This window comes from Hyunsoonleella sp. J2K-J805, assembly GCF_057167125.1.
The window spans coordinates 99,979-117,883 of the sequence record NZ_CM169901.1 but is presented as its reverse complement, the minus strand read 5'-3'; the positions used below and the strand labels follow the sequence as shown (position 1 = coordinate 117,883).

Here is a 17,905-nt window from a genome sequence, read left to right as displayed (position 1 = left end):
ATGTCTGAAGAAGAGATCGAAAAAGAAAATAAGTTAATAGCCAAGGCCTACAAAAACCTTTTAAAGGTTAGCTACACTACCTTGACCGATGAGGATAAGAAGCTAATTAGAAGGGCGTTTGAAGTTGCGCTTGATGGTCATAAAGACCAGCGTAGAAAGTCTGGTGAAGCCTATATTTTCCATCCACTGGCTGTTGCTAGAATTGTTGCCCAAGAAATTGGTTTGGACGCAACATCCATTGCTGCGGCGTTACTTCATGATGTAGTAGAAGATTGTGAAGATTATTCCATTGATGATATTGAACAATTATTTGGCGAAACCGTTGCCAGAATTGTTGATGGACTCACTAAGATTTCGTCCTTAAGCAAGGAGCAAGATATGGATGTATCTCTTCAGGCAGAAAATTTTAGAAAAATGCTGCTCACTTTAAATGATGATGTTCGCGTTATCATCATAAAAATAGCAGACCGTTTGCACAATATGCAAACCATGGATTCCATGAGACCTGATAAACAGGTAAAAATTGCTTCTGAAACCTTATACATTTATGCACCTTTAGCTCATAGAATTGGGCTTTATAATATTAAAACAGAGCTTGAAGATTTATCCCTAAAGTATACCGAACCTGAGGTTTATAAAGATATACTCTTGAAAATAAAGGAAAGTAAAGAAGAGCAGGATAAGTATATTGAACAGTTTAGTGAAGTCATAAAAAAATCGTTAGACAAAGAAGATTTTGAATACACTATAAAAGGGCGTCCAAAATCTATTTTTTCCATTCGTAAAAAAATGGTGAAGCAAGGCGTTTCCTTTGATGAAGTTTATGATAAGTTCGCCATAAGAATTATATACAAAAGCGACGAACAAAATGAAAAGTTTTTAGCTTGGAAAATATATTCGATAGTTACCGATCATTTCAGACCCAACCCCTTACGCCTTCGGGATTGGATTACATCTCCTAAAGGCACTGGCTACGAGGCTTTACATATTACCGTTATGGGGCCTAAAGGCAATTGGGTAGAAGTACAGATACGCAGCGAGCGCATGAACGAAATAGCGGAAAAAGGATATGCGGCACACTATAAATACAAACAAGGAGAAGAAAAAGAAGATAACCTAGAAAACTGGATTAACAGACTACAGGAGACGCTGGAAAACCCCAGTTTAAATGCTGTCGATTTTGTGGAGCAATTTAAATTGAATCTCTATGCGCAGGAAATTTTTGTTTTTACACCTGCAGGTGAATTGAAATCGTTACCTAAAGGGGCTACCTCTTTAGACTTTGCATTTCATATTCATACCGAAGTAGGTATGCATACCAGGGGAGCAAGAGTTAACGGGAAATTGGTACCGCTAAGTCATGAATTGCAAAGCGGCGATCAAGTAGAGATAATCACTTCTGAAAGTTCAAAACCAAACGCCAACTGGTTAAATTACGCCACAACTGCCAGAGCTAGGGCTAAAATAAAATCAGCACTTAGAGAAGACCGAAAGCTTATTGCAGATGAAGGTAAAGAAGTGCTTAGGCGCAAGCTTAAGCAACTTAAAATAACCCTTAACGAATCATCCGTTAACGATTTAGTGCGCCACTTCAACTTAAAAACGAGCTTAGATTTGTTTTATCGTGTAGGTATTGGTTCTATTGACAATACCATGCTTAAAGATTTTGCGTCTTCCAGAAATAATGCGCTAGTTAGTTTTTTTAAAAATAGAATCTCGAGAAAACCATCTATTTCAAAAGAACAAATTGAAAAAGACGAAATCACTTCAAATTTCGATTCACTTGTTTTTGGTAAGGAGGAAGAAAAACTGGATTATAAACTATCCAACTGCTGTAACCCAATTCCTGGGGATGACGTTTTTGGTTTCCTAACAGTTTCAGAAGGCATAAAGGTTCATAAAAACAATTGTCCAAATGCATTGAGTCTAAGGTCCAACTATGCATACAGGATTATGCCTGCAAAATGGATAGACTCAAGCCAACAAGAATACGCAACTGAAATTAAGGTTTCAGGAATTGATCATATGGGTCTTGTTAATGACATTACAAAAGTAATATCAAACAACTTACATGTAAACATGAAAAGTTTAAGTTTTGAGACCGATGATGGTATTTTTTCAGGAAAAATAAAATTAGTAGTTAAGAACAAAGCATTGTTGAAAAAAATATTAGATAATCTTAAAAAAATTAATGGTATCGATAAGGTTTCCAGAGTTTAAAGTGTAAATTTGCAGCGCGATTATGAATTCAAATACAGACAGCAAAAACCAAGAGATTGTAAAAAGCGTTTTCACTAGTTTTCTAGAAGAAAATGGGCATAGAAAAACACCCGAACGCTATGCGATACTCCAAGAAATATACGATAGTAACGAGCATTTTGATATTGAGTCCTTGTATCTTAATATGAAAAACAAAAATTATCGCGTTTCCAGAGCTACACTTTACAATACTATAGAGTTATTATTGGAATGCAAACTGGTAAGAAAGCATCAGTTTGGGCAAAACCAAGCCCATTACGAAAAGTCTTATTTTGACAGACAGCACGACCATGTGATTTTAACCGACACAGGAGAAGTCATCGAATTCTGCGATCCAAGAATACAATCCATCAAAAAAACTATTGAAGAAGTTTTCGATATAGAAATTAATAACCACTCACTTTATTTTTACGGAAATAGAAAATCTCCTGAAAACGATCAGGACAACTAACTAATTCACTTTTTAAAATGGCAGTAGATTTACTACTAGGATTACAATGGGGAGACGAAGGCAAAGGAAAAATTGTTGACGTACTGACCAAAAACTACAATATTATAGCACGGTTTCAAGGAGGTCCAAATGCAGGACACACCCTAGTTTTTAATGGAAGAAAACATGTGTTGCATACCATACCATCTGGAATTTTTCATGACAATGCTACAAATTTGGTAGGAAACGGTGTTGTTATAGATCCGGTAATTTTCAAAAAAGAATTAGATAAACTTGAAGAGCAGGATGTAGATTACAGAAAATCGTTGTTGATTTCGAGAAAAGCACATATCATTTTACCTACGCACCGTTTATTAGATGCTGCAAGTGAAGCCTCTAAAGGAAAGGCTAAGATTGGTTCAACTTTAAAAGGTATCGGGCCAACTTATATGGATAAAACCGGTAGAAATGGTATTCGTGTTGGTGATTTAGAGCTAACCGATTGGAAGGAGCGTTACCAAGTACTTGCAGATAAGCACCAATCAATGATCGATTATTACGATGCTTCAATTGAGTATGATTTAAAAGAATTAGAAACAGAGTTCTTTACAGCAGTTAAAGTCTTAAAATCCCTAACTTTCATTGATTCTGAAGAATATGTTTATCAAGCACAACGGAACGGTAAGACAATTTTAGCAGAAGGTGCTCAAGGGTCGCTTTTGGATATTGATTTTGGCACCTACCCGTTTGTAACATCTAGCAATACAACTGCCGCGGGAGCATGCACAGGTTTAGGTGTTGCACCCAACCAAATAGGTGAAGTTTTTGGGATTTTTAAAGCGTATACAACGAGAGTTGGCTCAGGACCGTTCCCTACAGAACTATTTGATGAAGACGGTGCTACCATGGCTAAAGTGGGGCATGAATTTGGCGCCACTACTGGTCGTCCAAGACGTTGCGGTTGGTTAGATTTAGTAGCTTTAAAATATGCATGTCAGGTAAATGGGGTAACCCAATTAAATATGATGAAAGGTGATGTGCTTTCTGGGTTTAAAACACTTAAAGTTTGTACTGCTTACAAATATAAAGGTAAAGAAATTAAACATTTACCTTATAATATTGAGCCAGAAAACGTTACACCTATTTATACCGAATTTAAGGGCTGGAGTGAGGATTTAACCAAAATGACGGAAGCCTCACAATTTCCAAAAGAATTGAATGATTATATTGATTTCTTAGAAAAAGAATTGGAAATTCCTATTACGATAGTTTCGGTAGGGCCAGATAGGAAACAGACTATTTTTAGACAATAATTAAAAAAAAGCTGCACTTGGCAGCTTTTTTTATTCAAGAAGAGTAACTTCCACTTGCAGTGTTTCAATTTTAGATATTAGCTTCAGCTTATTATTTTGAAATAATACATCCAAATCCGTCAATTCTACATCTAGGCTTATCGGCTTGTAATTTTTATAATCCAAAAATGTAATTCCATTCACTATCCTTTTATTATAAGCTTCCCTAAAACGAATGCCTCCACCATCTACAGCATAACTGTATGCCAAATAATCCATTGAAAAATCTGTTTTATTAATCCAATACACAAATTTATCATCAAAGTCAGTGCCCCCGCCTTCTTCATTGAAGGTTACACCAATTTTGTAATACTCTTTTCCTTTTATAGAAGCTTCTTCAAAAAGTTGTTTTTTAGCTGCCGGTGCATTTAAGCCATAAGGCAATTGCGCAAAATAGTGCACACTGTTTACGCTATTTGAATATTTTTTTGCTACTGAATCTGGCAGTTCTACTAGCGTATCGTTTACATAACGCATAAAACCATCATTCGTTAACACATCTCTTATGGCCTGTATGCTATCATTAAAGATGCGTTCGTATTGGTATGAACCACCTTTTTTTATTGACTTGTAATGCTTATCCCTAAACATAAAGGTAATAGTGCTGTTTTCACAATTACCGTTACAGTGGGCAACTATGGCTTTATCTATAACGTCTTGCGCAGTGCGCTTTTTATTAGGCGATTTACAAGCAAATAAAAGAAGTGCGACAATAATAAGATTAATGAACTTCATATTAAAAAATTTGTTTCTATGTCAAAAATAACACTGAAACCTTTCACCTATTAATGATTTTACCAAGCTAAGACTTAGCCTTTTGAAAACACCAAAACCATAAAAATACTATAGCCCAGAACCAAAAAGAATCCCTTGAACCTACTAATTTGCATACGCTTAGGGATAAAAATAAGAGGTATAAGTACAGCGGCGAACCCTAACATCCAAAAGATGTCATTGGTTAAAATTTGAGATTCAGTAACTTCTATTGGTTTTACCAATGATGTTAATCCAAGTACAGATCCAATATTAAAAATATTAGAACCTATAAGGTTGCCTAGTGAAATAGCCTTTTCTTGTTTAGCAGCCGCTATTACCGATGCCGCCAACTCTGGAACACTAGTACCTATTGCAATTAAGGATACGCCAATTACGGCCTCACTAACACCAACGGATTGCGCTATTTCTTTAGAGCCATCTACCAGCCACTCACTGCCAAAATATAATGCTGCAGCACCAATAATCAACCAAGTTATAATCTTAAAATTGGAAACTTTAGCCAAAGTTTCGTCCACTTCCTCAACAACTGTATCTTTTCTAGCGTTTCTGATGAGAATAAATAGAAACAATACCAAGCCTAAAAAAAGGATGCTACCTTCCGCTGCAGTAAGCAAGTTATCATTTTTTAAAAAGTAAAAGAGCACAAGCGAAAATACCATCATTACAGGCCAATTAAGCTTGTAAAACGATTTATCTACCGCTATGGAGCCAACCAAAGCTGTAACTCCCAGTACCAAACCTATATTTGCAATATTAGAACCTACTACATTATTAATGGCTATAGCTGGAGATCCTGAGAATGCAGCCTGTAAACTTACCAACAGTTCTGGAGCCGAAGTGGCGAAGGATACCACCGTCATACCAATAACCATTTTAGAGATATTAAATTTGAAAGAGAGCGCCACGGACGAACGCACCAAATACTCCCCTCCTACAACTAACAGAACAAAACCAAGAACAACCCAAAGGATACTCATAAACTATTTTTTTACGAAGATAATATTAAGAATTAACGATTTACAATTTTTGATTTACGATTTATAAACAGCATATAAACTAAAAATTTAGTTAAATAACTATAAATATAGTTTTATAACTAAAAAAATAGTTTATATTTGCATTGTACTGAATTTTCCAAACTAAAAAAACAGTAATGGACAGTACAGGTTGTTGCAGATAGGTGCGTTAGGGATTGCAGAGGAAAGCCCACAGCGAGCCTGAAGGAGCGAGCGAGGACTTGGAACGAAAAGCCCGACCGAAGCGATCCTGCAAGGTTTTAAAAACCTTGTAGGTATGAGCGAAGTTAACGCCCAAATACATATTTAAAATACATGGAAAAATTAACAAACAAAGAGGAAGAAATAATGCACGTGCTTTGGAAGCTTGAGAAGGCGTTTGTAAAGGATGTGCTTTCGGAAATGGACGGAGAAAAACCACATTATAACACCCTTTCTACAATAATTAGAAATTTGGAGGATAAAGGGTATGTGGCGCATAATGCTTACGGAAAGACGCACCAGTACTACCCTATTGTGAAAAAGGAGGATTACAGAAAGGGTTTTATGACTGCGGCAATTGACAACTATTTTAATAACTCTTACAAAAATGTAGTATCGTTTTTTGCCAAGGAACAGAAAATTAGTGTAGAAGATTTAAAAGAGATTATTTCGATAATTGAAAAACAAAAATAGCCATGGAATACATATTGAAAGCTTGTGGTGTTTTGGCCATTTTCTACCTGTTTTACCTAGTTTTTTTGAGAAAGGACACGTTTTTTAAATTGAACAGAGGGTTTTTGTTGTTTGGGTTAGCATTTACATTTACATTGTCTGCTATAGTTATTCCGATTTATATTGAATACGCTCCAGTTGATATTTCTAACTTTACTTTTGAAGCGGTAGAAGCTACCGGAAATGAGCCATCGTTTAGCGTTTTGGACTATTTGGTGTTTGCTTACGTTTTGGGTGTTATCTTCTTTTTGCTTCGGTTTGTTCTGCAACTGGTTTCACTTGTTAGGATTGTTTGGGGTAATGCACATAAGCGTTCGGGAAGATTTGTATATGTTGAAACAAAAAAAGACATTGCTCCTTTTTCATTCTTTAAATGGATAGTGTACAATCCTGATCAATTCAATACTGAAGAATTACAACAAATCTTAGCACATGAACGTGTACATGCAGCACAACACCATTCTTTTGATGTGCTAGTAATGCAATTGGTTTGCATTGTACTATGGTTCAATCCTTTAGTTTGGTTGTATGCTAAAAGTTTAAAGCAAAATTTAGAGTTTTTGGCTGATAGTGCAGCCGTAACGCATACCGAATGTAAAAAGGCATATCAATATACGTTGCTTAAAACAAGTTTGCCAACCTATCAATTGGCTTTGAGCAATAATTTTTACAATTCATTAATCAAAAAACGAATCGTTATGTTACACAAATCAAAATCTCGTAAATCAAATCAATTAAAATTTCTACTTATTACACCGCTGTTAGTGCTATTCTTAATGAGTTTTGGCACCAAAGAAAATTTATGTTAAAAAGGAAATTGCTCCAATTTATGAGCTCGATTCTGAATTAGTATCTCCAATGGAATCTATTACAGAACCAAAGAATACAGGAAGTACTTTAGCAAAAAAAACAGAAAAAGTTACTAGAAGAAGTGAATCTAAGGGAGAGCGTAAACCGATTAAAAACAATAGTACGGTTAATAGATTACAAAAAAAATCTATTACCACATTAGCGGCTTCATCATCTAAAACACAAGCTGTAGCAATTACACGTTCAAATATTGCTAAAAAAGGAGATGAAGTAATCATCATAACGAAAAATACTAGTGATGAAGCATTGGAAAGTATTGTCGCAAATCAAAAAAAGCTGGGACTTAATTTAGAGTTTAGTGGCGTAAAGCGAAATAAAGAAGATGAAATAACAGCAATAAAAATAGAAGCCAGTACTAAAAAATCTAATGCAAGCTATAATATTAAAGATGACGATGCCATAAACCCGATTATGATTAGTTATTCTGATGGAAATATCTCCATAGGAAACGCAAAATCAAAACACAACACTTTTGTTTTTGAAAGTGAAGATAATAACAATAAAACAGTCTCAGTAATAGTTGAAAGTGATGAAGATATTGACGAGGACGTGGAAGAAGACATTATTGTAATAAAAGAGAAGGGCAATGGAAAAGAAAATAAAGCAATTATAAAATCAGGAAAGAAAAGCAAAATGATTGTTCGTTCCAAGAATGGAACTAATCCTCTATTTATAGTTGATGGCAAAGAGCTAAAAAAGTCAAAGTTTAAAAATATAGAACCAGATGATATCGAAAAAATTTATGTTTTAAAAGGAGATAGTGCTATAGAAAAGTATGGAGACAAAGGAAAAAATGGTGTGGTAGAGGTAATTACAAAAAAGAAAAAATAAAGTTACAAGACATAAAATAAGTTATTAAATCAAGGCACTCTATGACGAGTGCCTTTTTTATCTATTTTTCTGACATAAAAAGATAAAACAATCAAAAAATAATGATTTTTAAATAAAACACCCCTTGGTTTTTAAAACACACCTCGAAAATACCCTATAATTATTTCATATTGAAATAAAAATCATAGTAAAAAACTTCATTTTAATACTTATTCAAAGGAGGTCACATAAATATCGAAACCAATTCTATTTTTTTACTTACAAATCACTATTCAAATTCATCAATTTTCATAAAAACGCTTGGTGGACACTAGGGCTAATATATATATTGAAAAAACATTGATAATGTTAACCTTTAATACCAAACAAAATGATAACTCTTGCAAAATTTTTAGTTGATGTAATACTATTTATTATTTCTAGTATTTAGCTCAAAAAAAGGTAAAACTTAGTCTAGAATAAGTTTTACTATTTTTGCTTTAAGCACATAAATTTTGAAAAAACAAGTTTTTAAATTTTTAGCAAAGGTTAATAAATTACTCCTCCCAAGCTATTCTAAAAGAAAATTAGATTTAACCAAGGCTAGCAAACTTCAACTGGCTATAATTGGTTGGCGTTGGTATGTTACAAAAAATGCTTTGAATTAAATCAAAAATAGCTGAAAGTGAAAATGAATATGCATTTCTTGCTAGTTCTTCTATTAAATTTAATAAAAATGATCTAAATGAGTTACCCTAAACAACAAAAGATATAACAAAAATCACGAAAATGTAATTGCAGTTACTATTTGATGTTACAATTTTAGTTAAAATACCTCTTTTTTATAATAACAATCAAAAGAGACCTAGCTTAAATACTAAATAATAAGACTGCTAAACGATTAATAAAATTTATTTCTTAAAAACATAAAGAGGTATTTCAAAAAAATTACTACCTAGAGTATCTCTTTATTAATTAAAACCCAACGCTGTAGTGAGTCTACATAAACAAAAGTAAAATTTCCATAACCGTTAACGTTTTCAGAAGCGCTTGGGTTTGCGTTAAACTGAAATCTATTTTCTGGAAGTGACAAAGGAGACTCGTTAATTATAAACACATTAAAGTTTTGAACATCCGCTTTTATAACAATTAATCTTCCATCTGTTCCACCAGCTATACCTGTTATAATACTTGTTCCTGGTGAGCCAACATTGCCTCTTAGAATAAACAAAGTACGGTCAGAATTCACACCGTTTATGTCCATATCCAAGTTGTTTGTGGTAGTGTTATAAAAATTACCAGAAACAATAGCAGGCAAATAACGGGTAGCACCTCCAATAGCACTTAAAACTCCATTATTAAGTTCTAAATTATTGCCTACAGTAACTCCACCCACTACCCCATTAGCATCGCCTCCCAGAAGCTGCGTTGTTGTAGTAGAATTGGTGGTTAAATCTCTAATAGCTGTTGTTCCATTAATATCAAGTGTTTCTGTTGGATTTGTAGTGTTAACGCCCATTTGAGCTTTAAGCGGTCCTACAAAACATGTTAAAAAAACAGATAATAATAGGGCATGGATATGCGGGTTACTTTTCATAACTAAAAATTTGGGTTATACATAAAATTTGGTATTGTAAAAATACAAGAATTTATAGTTTTTTTGTTGAGAATTGTGAAAACCCATGCTTTATTAACAAATAATTAAATATGGCTTAATTATTTAATAACTACCTATTGTACGAAGTAAAAATTCACTAAATCGTTAGCATTATTGTTGTAATAGAATACTAGCGGCTAACACTTTAACATGAAAAATACTGTTAATTTAGACATAATTACATTTCTAGCTCCATATCAATTTATTTTTATTTATTACTTAAAAAACTTCTGTAGATAATTTATCCTTTTTTTAATTTAAATGAGTTAACATTAATTAATCATTATAAAACTACAGCCATATTTCAGAACTAGGCATCACTTACAATCATTAAATTAAAGAGAGGTAGATACTGTATATATACGGTATGTTGTGCTTTTTGTAGTTCTACTTACACCCAAATTAATTGCAACTTTCTGAAAATGAAATACTTAAATAAAATAGTGATTTTGGCACATGTTTGGTTTATTCTAATGTAGTATACGTTTCTTAATCTATCTGAATTCATCCTGATAATCAATAAGATGAAATAAAATAGCAACTAAAAGAGTGTTATTAACTATTAAATAGAACGCCGAAAAAAGAAAAGCATTCATGAAAACATTATAACTAAATAACCATAATTAAAATGAAAAGAATAGCGATAAATGGTATGGGGCGAATAGGAAGAGCCTCACTAAAAATAATATTAGAAAATCCTGAATTAGAAATAGTAGCAGTCAATGATATTGCTTCTATAGACAATATTGCTTATCTATTAAAATACGATAGTGTTCATGGCGTTTTTGAAAAAGAAGTAACAGTAGTGGAAGATACTTTAGTAGTGAGTGGCAAATCTATTCCTTTCTATTCCGAAAGAAATCCAGCTGACCTGCCTTGGAAAAAACTGGACGTAGATATCGTTATCGAAAGCACAGGTTTTTTTACCAAAGAAGAAGACGCCCAAAAACATGTGGATGCAGGAGCAAAAATAGTGGTTATTTCTGGCCCAACTTCAAGTGATGGTGTACCAACCGTAGTACACGGAGTAAACACAAAAGATGGAAAAAGCACCATATTCTCATGTGCCAGTTGTACAACGAATAATATTAGTCCAGTTATAGAAATTTTGGGGAGAAGGATTGGTGTTAAAAAAGCTATCATGACTACAATTCATGCCAATACCTCATCTAATAGTATGGTAGATGCACCCGCTAAAAAAACTAGAATGGGCAGAACGGGGATGAATAATCTAATTCCTACTACTACAGGTGCTGCGACAGCCACTACCAAAGCAATGCCCGAATATATAGGTGTCTTTGATGGAATGGCAATTAGGGTACCGTTAGCGATTGGTTCAATTTCGGATATTACCCTTGTGATGGACAGGAATACGTCTAAAGAAGAATTGAATCAAATATTTAAAGAGGAAGCAGAGACAAACCGCTACAGAAATGTGGTACGGGTAACAAAAGATCCTATCGTATCAAGTGATATTATCAAAGACCCTCATGCCGCCATTATTGATTTAGAAATGACGAAGGTTGTGGACGGTGATTTGGTAAAAGTATTGGCATGGTATGACAACGAATGGGGGTTTGCTAACCAAATGATTCGCCAGATCTTAGAAAATATTTAACCAGATTTAACAATAAAAAATGGTAGAGTACGATTTAATTGTGATTGGGGCAGGTTCGGGAGGACTGGTGGCAGCTACTACTGGCCATCGTAAAGGACTGAAAACTGCTTTGATTGAAAAAAATAAAATCGGAGGCGAATGTACTCACTATGGCTGTGTGCCAAGTAAAGCCTTACTGAATGCTGCAAAAGCCTACAAAAGCATCTCGAAGATGAAGGACTTGGGAATAGATATCCAACAACCTCAAGTAGATTTCAAAAAAATTATGGAGCAGGTAGATGAGGTCGTGCAAGGTATTTACACTCATGAGACACCTGATGTCTTTGAAAAAATGGGCATTGATGTTTTTGTAAATACATCAGGAGCCAAATTTGTAGATAAAAACACTGTAAGTGTTGGAGACAAAACATTAAAAGCAAAAAACTTTATTATTTGTACAGGTTCGTCACCTAGAATATTACCTATTAATGGGATTGAAAAGGTACAACTATTACATAATGAAAACTTTTGGGAATTAAGGGAGCAACCTAAAAAAATTGTATTTATTGGAGGGGGCGTAATTTCTGTAGAATTAGGACAAGCCCTAGCACAATTGGGCTCTGAAGTTGTTATTATTGAGAGGAATGAACGTATATTGAAGGTTACTGACCCAGAAGTGGGAGCACATCTGACTAAAGCCTTAGAAAAGGACGGTATTCAATCAATTTTAAATGCTGATATTAAGGCATTTAAAAATAAAAACACTTTAATCTACGAGGTCGACGGAGTTCAAAAAAATATTCAAGCAGACTATTTCTTTTCAGCCGCAGGTCGGTCTGCAAATGTTAAGGGCTTAGACCTGGAAAATGCAAACGTTGCATACTCACCACATGGCATTTCAACCAATAAATACTTGCATACTTCGGCATCTCATATTTATGCCTGCGGTGATGTTACAACCCGATTTAAATTTACACACACTGCCTCACATCAGGCCAATATTGCCATTGATAACATTTTGAACCCTCAATCTAAAGAAGATGACTTGAGTGTATTGCCCTGGGCAATTTTTACTACGCCTCAGGTTGGACATGTAGGCTTAAACGAAGCTGAAGCTATTGCAAAAATTGGAAAAAATAGTATAAGAGTATTTACAGTAAATGCTTCGATAGATAGATTTATTACAGATCGAAATACAGGTGGATTTTTAAAAGTAATTTTTAATACAGATCATTTAGTCATTGGCGCAGAAGCGGTCGGAGCACATGCGGGTGAATGGATTCAAATATTAACCATTGCCATAAAAAATAGAATCCCTGCTTCAAAAATGGCTGATACTATTTTCGCTTATCCCACTTACACAGAAATCGTAAAAAAAGCATTTACCCGATACTTGAGAACCTTACCATGAATAGTCAATTAAAAATATCTGCTATTATTTTAGCTTATAATGAAGAGCTCCTGATAAATAAAATTATCACTGAGTTAAAAAAACAAATTTACGACGGTGAAGTAGAACTCATTTTGGCAGATGGAGGTAGCACAGACAGTACAGTAACTTTGGCTTTAGTTCAATCGGTTAATGTGGTTGTTAGCAAGATGAAAGGAAAAGCTAGTCAAATGAATAAAGCTGCTTCTGTCGCAACTGGTGACATATTATTTTTTGTTCATGCAGATATGCAGCTTGATGAAAATACGTTTTCATTAATCGCTCAAGTGTGTAGAGAAGGCTTTGATGGCGGTGGTTTTGCTAATATTTTCGATAGTCATAATGATAAAATTAAACGGTTAGGTAATATTTTAAACTTGAGAATATTTGATAAACGGGAGCAATCGGATAAAGGAATTTTTTATGGAGACAATGGTATCTTTGTGAAGCGAGACGTTTTTGATAAATTAAACGGATTCAACGAAATACCTATTATGGAGGATTATGATTTTTCCAAAAGGATGAGTCAAAGTTTTCAAACGATAAAGTTAAAATATCCTAAAATTGTTGTTTCGGCCAGAAGACATATTAAGGCTGGTTTTACTAAGACAAGACTCCAATGGGTCTTTATACGAATACTTTTTAAAATGGGAGTGTCGCCACATTTTCTTGTGAAATTATATAAAGATGTGCGTTGAGCATCATTAGTCTTAAAAGAAATGAAACAGAATTGGGTTCTACGCTAAAAACATCTAAAATACTTTCGAAAAAATTGAAGGAATTACTCGCTAACTACCAAATATTCTTAATAAATACCCAAGGTTTTCATTGAAATATAAAGGGTAATCAACCTAGTGCTAGATATACATCATTTAAATAACTCTTAGATAAATACAATTAACCAGCACCTTCATTAACTAAGATGTTACCACATTACAATAATAACTTCACTTACCATTATAAAACTTTAGAGTAGTAGATACTGTATATATATAATATGTTGTGCTTTTTGTAGTTGTATTTAAATTCAAAAATATTTATAAATCACTGAAAATAAACAACTTAAAACAAAACACAGCTTTGGCACGTGTTTGGCTTATTCAATGATTGTAAACTTTTCTTAATCTAAGCACTAATAATTAAGAAGATAAAAAAACAGTAACTAAAGATAGTTTTGAACTATTAAATAGAACTCAAAAAATAATTTATGGAACAAAAACCACCATTGCCACCTTTTACAGAAGAGACTGCGAAACAAAAAGTGCAATTGGCAGAGGACGCTTGGAATAGTAAAGACCCTATAAAAGTATCGAAAGCATACACCGTAAATACAGAATGGCGTAACAGAGATACATTTATCAATGGTAGAGAAGAAGTTCAAAACTTTTTGTCAGACAAATGGAACAACGAATTGCATTATAAGCTAAAAAAAGAATTATGGGCATTTAGAGATAATAGAATAGCCGTTCGGTTTGAGTATGAATATCAAAATAAAGAAGGCCAATGGTATCGTGCCTATGGTAATGAAAATTGGGAATTTGATGCCAATGGGCTGATGCAAAAACGATATGCTAGTATTAATGATTTAAAAATTGAAGCATCTGAAAGAAGATTATAATCTGTAACATCAAAAGTTTTGAACGGCCATTTAAATCGTCTTTTTTGTCCATTGAAAAATTGAACAATACTCAAATTCTGTAATCTGAGATCAATGCAATAACCATATATATTAAAGAACTGATTACAGTTCAAAATAAACCATAAAAATCAGTAAATATGAAAAATTTAATTAGAACGATTTTAGCAGTCCTTATAGGAGTAACAAGCGTGTACGCACAATTACCAGAACCTGGTTTTGTAATAGACGAAACCACAGCAATAGTAATCACAGACCCTCAGAACGATTTTCTGAGTCCTAGTGGCGTAGCATGGGGCGCAGTTGGGGAAAGCGTTAAAGAAAACAATACTATTGAAAACTTAGAAACAATCTTTAAACTCGCAGAGCAGTATGATATACCTGTTTTTGTATCTCCGCATTACTACTATGTGCATGACCATGTTTGGAAATTTGAAGGGGTATTGGAAAAATTGATGCACAATATTAGCATGTTTGATAGAGGCGATCAACTAAAAATTGAAGGTTTTGAAGGCTCTGGAGCAGATTGGTTACCGCGTTATAAAAAATATATTGCCAAAGACAGAGTTGTGGTAACAGGTCCGCATAAAGTTTTCGGGCCAGAATCGAATGATTTGGCTTTACAACTTAGAAAACAAAAAATCGATAAGATAATATTAGCTGGTATGTCTGGTAATCTTTGTGCAGAATCGCACATGAGAGAACTCGGGGAAAACGGATTTGAAGTTGCTGTTGTAGGCGATGCTACAGCTTCTGCTAAACTTCCTGGATTAGATGGAAACCAAGCAGCACAAACCAATTACAAAATGATTGCCAGTAAGGTATATACCACTGAAGAGTTAGTTACAGATTTAAAAAATATGAATATGATGAAAAAGAAATGATAAGGTTAGTTTTTAGTTAATTAGTTAGTTTGGTTAGTCAGCCCGTTGGGTATTTTGATTTAAGGGATCAAAATGCACAGCGGGTTTAGTTTCACCATGCTCTACTAAACAATCAATAGATATTAAATGTGCCGTTTTTGAAAGGCAATATTATATAAACAGATTATTAATTAATTGATATTATATTTATTTTAACGCGCTTATGTCGTTTATCTCCATCATTTTTTTTATCATAACGTGGCTGAATAACCATGGTAGCACATTAAATCTATTTTGTCTATTTTTATTATATTTCCAAGTAATCACCGCTATTGTATAATGACCAAACCTAAACACCTTATTCTTTTATGTGTTGCAATGATTGCAACTCAGGTTGGCTTTACACAAACCGAAGTCAACACAAAAACTTTAGACAGCTTATATGCCTCTGTAAACAATGCCAATGATACCCAAGAAAAAGCAACCTTGCTACTGGCCTTATGCAGTTACTACAAAAAATATAGCACTAGAAATTACGATAGTTTATCGCATTATGCCCGTAGAGTTTTAAAACTCACCCAATCTAAAAACACACTACCCAAGAAAAGAATTGAGGCATTAGATCATTTGGCTTTTAAGCATTTACAGTTAGAAGAAATCGATAGCGCAAAAGTCTTCATTGATGAAATCAAGGAAATCTCTGAACGCTTGGATTATGGTGAAGGATTGAGCTTACTACACTTTCGCTACTCTGGCATCAGTTATTTAGAATATGATGAAGATATGCATATTTATCATCTCGAAAACGCCTATAAAGTAGCAAAATCATATAAAATACCTACGCCAATTTTATTTGACCGAGCAGTAGATTTAACGTCATGGTACATCGAATACGGTTATAGTACAGATATTATTACCAAAGTGTTGCTTGAAGTGCTACCCCTGGCAGAGAACCATAATATTTCTTTGGAAAGTAAAGGGCTGTTTTATTTAAATTTGGGGCAAGCGTATGATTCTAATAACCAATCTGAAAAGGCGATACCTAACTATGAAAAATCCGTAGCGTTATTTTACCAAGATAACAATGCCGCATTTCTCTATGCACCTTTATTAAATTTGGCATCAAGCTATGTGAATACCAACAACAATAAAAAGGCCATAAAAACGTATGAGGAAGTACTTGCGCTAAATATAGCATCGTCTATACCTGAAATTTATTATGGCCTTGGCAATGCCCATTACAATATCAAAGATTTTAGTAATGCAGAAAAGTATCTTCATAAAGCATTGGCGGAATTTGAGAACATTCAGGATACTCAAAGGGAAGCAGATTGTTTAAGCATGCTTGGTAAAATCAAGCTAAAAAACAACAAACCAAAATTAGCTAACACCTATTTTGATCGTGCCATAAAAAAATACCAAAAATCCATAGAAACGAACAAAGCTGATACCACAACTATGACTAATGCGTATCTACATCTTTCCAAGATATACGAACATCAAAAAAAATACGATTTAAGTTTAAAGCATTATAAAATTTACACAAAAAATGCCTTAGAAATATTTAAACGGAAAAGTCTAAAGGTAACGGAACGCTTTGCTTATTTTAAAGAGGCTACAGCAAAAAACAAAGAAATTGAAAGCTTAGCGAGCAAGAATAGATTACAAGAATTACAAACCGCAAAAGATCGCTACATTAAAATAGGCTTGCTGTTTTTTGTAGCACTAATAGCCTCTCTTTTAGCGGTTGTATTCAATAGATACCGCTTAAAACAAAAGGCGTTACGAATCATCAAGGAAAAGAATAAAGAAAATAAGTTGTTAATGCGAGAAATTCACCATCGCGTTAAAAACAACCTGCAAATTATTTTAAGTCTTCTGGGAACACAGATCAATAACAGTAACAATGAAGAATTAAAAAACATACTCACTGAAAGTCAAAACAAGATAAAGTCCATGGCCATTATCCATCAAAACCTATACAATGGCAATCAGTTTGCTAAAGTAGAGGTATCTTCTTATGTTAAAGATTTGGTGGCCAATATTCAAAAAAGTTTTGACAAAGGTAAAAACAAAGTTCAGTTCGATTTTGATTTGGTCAAAAAAGACATTGAAATAGCACTTGCCGTACCATTGGGCCTTATTATAAATGAATTGATTACAAACTCATACAAGTATGCATTTACTGATGTTTCTTCAGATGATAATACGATTTCAATTGATTTTCATCCAATTGAAAATTCTTCAAAATATAATCTACAAATTATAGATAATGGAAAGGGATTACCTAAAGATTTTAATATGGGTAAATTATCCTCTTATGGTTTGCAATTGGTGCAGGGGCTTGTAGCACAACTTCATGGTAAGATAGAAATCATACAAAATCAGGGAACGGCTTATCAGATTATCCTAGAAGATCCAAATCTCAATTAATTTTTAAACTTTATTTTAACGGCACCATATAATCCCTACAATGATTAAAATTAAACGTCTTT

General features: G+C 33.7%; 16 protein-coding genes. 13 read left to right on the top strand and 3 right to left on the bottom strand.

Annotated elements, in window-relative coordinates; all coding sequences use genetic code 11:
- From AC1B0Z_RS00490 to AC1B0Z_RS00480, 3 genes are read left to right on the top strand one after another with little or no spacing between them, the layout of a single operon-like run.
- A complete protein-coding gene (locus AC1B0Z_RS00490; protein ID WP_483793518.1) occupies nt 1-2,220 on the top strand; it encodes a RelA/SpoT family protein in 2,220 nt (739 codons plus the stop codon).
- A 22-nt stretch (nt 2,221-2,242) separates the two neighbouring features.
- Entirely contained in the window at nt 2,243-2,710 is a 468-nt protein-coding gene (locus AC1B0Z_RS00485; RefSeq protein ID WP_483793517.1) for a Fur family transcriptional regulator, read from the top strand.
- A 17-nt stretch (nt 2,711-2,727) separates the two neighbouring features.
- Nucleotides 2,728-4,002 carry an adenylosuccinate synthase gene (locus AC1B0Z_RS00480; protein WP_483793516.1) on the top strand — a complete coding sequence of 425 codons (1,275 nt, stop codon included), beginning with the start codon at nt 2,728-2,730 and terminating at the stop codon, nt 4,000-4,002.
- A 30-nt stretch (nt 4,003-4,032) separates the two neighbouring features.
- Here AC1B0Z_RS00480 and AC1B0Z_RS00475 read toward each other — a convergent pair whose 3' ends face one another.
- Together AC1B0Z_RS00475 and AC1B0Z_RS00470 are read right to left on the bottom strand one after the other, a co-directional pair.
- A complete protein-coding gene (locus AC1B0Z_RS00475; protein ID WP_483793515.1) occupies nt 4,033-4,776 on the bottom strand; it encodes a DUF6503 family protein in 744 nt (247 codons plus the stop codon).
- A gap of 74 nt (nt 4,777-4,850) precedes the next feature.
- A complete protein-coding gene (locus AC1B0Z_RS00470) occupies nt 4,851-5,795 on the bottom strand; it encodes a calcium/sodium antiporter (RefSeq protein ID WP_483793514.1) in 945 nt (314 codons plus the stop codon).
- Nucleotides 5,796-6,149: 354 nt separating this feature from the next.
- On the opposite strand from AC1B0Z_RS00470, the gene AC1B0Z_RS00465 reads away from it, so the two are divergent.
- The 4 genes from AC1B0Z_RS00465 (at nt 6,150) to AC1B0Z_RS00450 (ending at nt 8,896) form a co-directional block, all read left to right on the top strand.
- Entirely contained in the window at nt 6,150-6,509 is a 360-nt protein-coding gene (locus tag AC1B0Z_RS00465) for a BlaI/MecI/CopY family transcriptional regulator (protein WP_483793512.1), read from the top strand.
- Nucleotides 6,510-6,511: 2 nt separating this feature from the next.
- Complete coding sequence (locus tag AC1B0Z_RS00460; protein ID WP_483793511.1) at nt 6,512-7,357, top strand: M56 family metallopeptidase; 846 nt, start codon at nt 6,512-6,514, stop codon at nt 7,355-7,357.
- Nucleotides 7,332-8,249, top strand: coding sequence for a TonB-dependent receptor plug domain-containing protein (locus AC1B0Z_RS00455; RefSeq protein WP_483793510.1), 918 nt, complete (start codon nt 7,332-7,334; stop codon nt 8,247-8,249). The genes AC1B0Z_RS00460 and AC1B0Z_RS00455 overlap by 26 nt, the downstream gene beginning before the upstream one ends.
- A gap of 494 nt (nt 8,250-8,743) precedes the next feature.
- Nucleotides 8,744-8,896, top strand: coding sequence for an SsrA-binding protein (locus AC1B0Z_RS00450; RefSeq protein WP_483793508.1), 153 nt, complete (start codon nt 8,744-8,746; stop codon nt 8,894-8,896).
- 287 nt (nt 8,897-9,183) lie between these two features.
- Here AC1B0Z_RS00450 and AC1B0Z_RS00445 read toward each other — a convergent pair whose 3' ends face one another.
- Nucleotides 9,184-9,825, bottom strand: coding sequence for a hypothetical protein (locus AC1B0Z_RS00445; RefSeq protein WP_483793507.1), 642 nt, complete (start codon nt 9,823-9,825; stop codon nt 9,184-9,186).
- Nucleotides 9,826-10,513: 688 nt separating this feature from the next.
- On the opposite strand from AC1B0Z_RS00445, the gene gap reads away from it, so the two are divergent.
- From gap to AC1B0Z_RS00415, 6 genes are all read left to right on the top strand, one after another.
- On the top strand, nt 10,514-11,503 hold the full coding sequence (gene gap / locus AC1B0Z_RS00440) for a type I glyceraldehyde-3-phosphate dehydrogenase (protein ID WP_483793506.1): 990 nt from the start codon (nt 10,514-10,516) through the stop codon (nt 11,501-11,503).
- Between the two features lie 19 nt (nt 11,504-11,522).
- The gene (locus AC1B0Z_RS00435) at nt 11,523-12,893 is read left to right on the top strand and encodes a dihydrolipoyl dehydrogenase family protein (RefSeq protein ID WP_483793504.1); all 1,371 of its coding nucleotides are present in this window, start codon (nt 11,523-11,525) and stop codon (nt 12,891-12,893) included.
- Nucleotides 12,890-13,609 (top strand): glycosyltransferase, encoded by a 720-nt coding sequence (locus tag AC1B0Z_RS00430; RefSeq protein WP_483793503.1) that lies wholly within the window; start codon nt 12,890-12,892, stop codon nt 13,607-13,609. Before AC1B0Z_RS00435 ends, AC1B0Z_RS00430 begins: the two co-directional genes overlap by 4 nt.
- A gap of 509 nt (nt 13,610-14,118) precedes the next feature.
- Entirely contained in the window at nt 14,119-14,529 is a 411-nt protein-coding gene (locus tag AC1B0Z_RS00425) for a DUF1348 family protein (protein WP_483793501.1), read from the top strand.
- A gap of 158 nt (nt 14,530-14,687) precedes the next feature.
- Complete coding sequence (locus AC1B0Z_RS00420; RefSeq protein ID WP_483793500.1) at nt 14,688-15,431, top strand: cysteine hydrolase family protein; 744 nt, start codon at nt 14,688-14,690, stop codon at nt 15,429-15,431.
- A gap of 318 nt (nt 15,432-15,749) precedes the next feature.
- Entirely contained in the window at nt 15,750-17,843 is a 2,094-nt protein-coding gene (locus AC1B0Z_RS00415) for a tetratricopeptide repeat-containing sensor histidine kinase (RefSeq protein WP_483793499.1), read from the top strand.
- Nucleotides 17,844-17,905 lie beyond the last annotated feature (62 nt).

Excerpts from the sequence above, each read along its gene's own strand:
- AC1B0Z_RS00490 (WP_483793518.1), top strand. The coding sequence starts at position 1 with ATGTCTGAAGAAGAGATCGAAAAAGAAAATAAGTTAATAGCCAAGGCC.
- AC1B0Z_RS00485 (WP_483793517.1), top strand. The coding sequence starts at position 2,243 with ATGAATTCAAATACAGACAGCAAAAACCAAGAGATTGTAAAAAGCGTT.
- AC1B0Z_RS00480 (WP_483793516.1), top strand. The coding sequence starts at position 2,728 with ATGGCAGTAGATTTACTACTAGGATTACAATGGGGAGACGAAGGCAAA.
- AC1B0Z_RS00475 (WP_483793515.1), bottom strand. The coding sequence starts at position 4,776 with ATGAAGTTCATTAATCTTATTATTGTCGCACTTCTTTTATTTGCTTGT.
- AC1B0Z_RS00470 (WP_483793514.1), bottom strand. The coding sequence starts at position 5,795 with ATGAGTATCCTTTGGGTTGTTCTTGGTTTTGTTCTGTTAGTTGTAGGA.
- AC1B0Z_RS00465 (WP_483793512.1), top strand. The coding sequence starts at position 6,150 with ATGGAAAAATTAACAAACAAAGAGGAAGAAATAATGCACGTGCTTTGG.
- AC1B0Z_RS00460 (WP_483793511.1), top strand. The coding sequence starts at position 6,512 with ATGGAATACATATTGAAAGCTTGTGGTGTTTTGGCCATTTTCTACCTG.
- AC1B0Z_RS00445 (WP_483793507.1), bottom strand. The coding sequence starts at position 9,825 with ATGAAAAGTAACCCGCATATCCATGCCCTATTATTATCTGTTTTTTTA.
- gap (WP_483793506.1), top strand. The coding sequence starts at position 10,514 with ATGAAAAGAATAGCGATAAATGGTATGGGGCGAATAGGAAGAGCCTCA.
- AC1B0Z_RS00435 (WP_483793504.1), top strand. The coding sequence starts at position 11,523 with ATGGTAGAGTACGATTTAATTGTGATTGGGGCAGGTTCGGGAGGACTG.
- AC1B0Z_RS00430 (WP_483793503.1), top strand. The coding sequence starts at position 12,890 with ATGAATAGTCAATTAAAAATATCTGCTATTATTTTAGCTTATAATGAA.
- AC1B0Z_RS00425 (WP_483793501.1), top strand. The coding sequence starts at position 14,119 with ATGGAACAAAAACCACCATTGCCACCTTTTACAGAAGAGACTGCGAAA.
- AC1B0Z_RS00420 (WP_483793500.1), top strand. The coding sequence starts at position 14,688 with ATGAAAAATTTAATTAGAACGATTTTAGCAGTCCTTATAGGAGTAACA.
- AC1B0Z_RS00415 (WP_483793499.1), top strand. The coding sequence starts at position 15,750 with ATGACCAAACCTAAACACCTTATTCTTTTATGTGTTGCAATGATTGCA.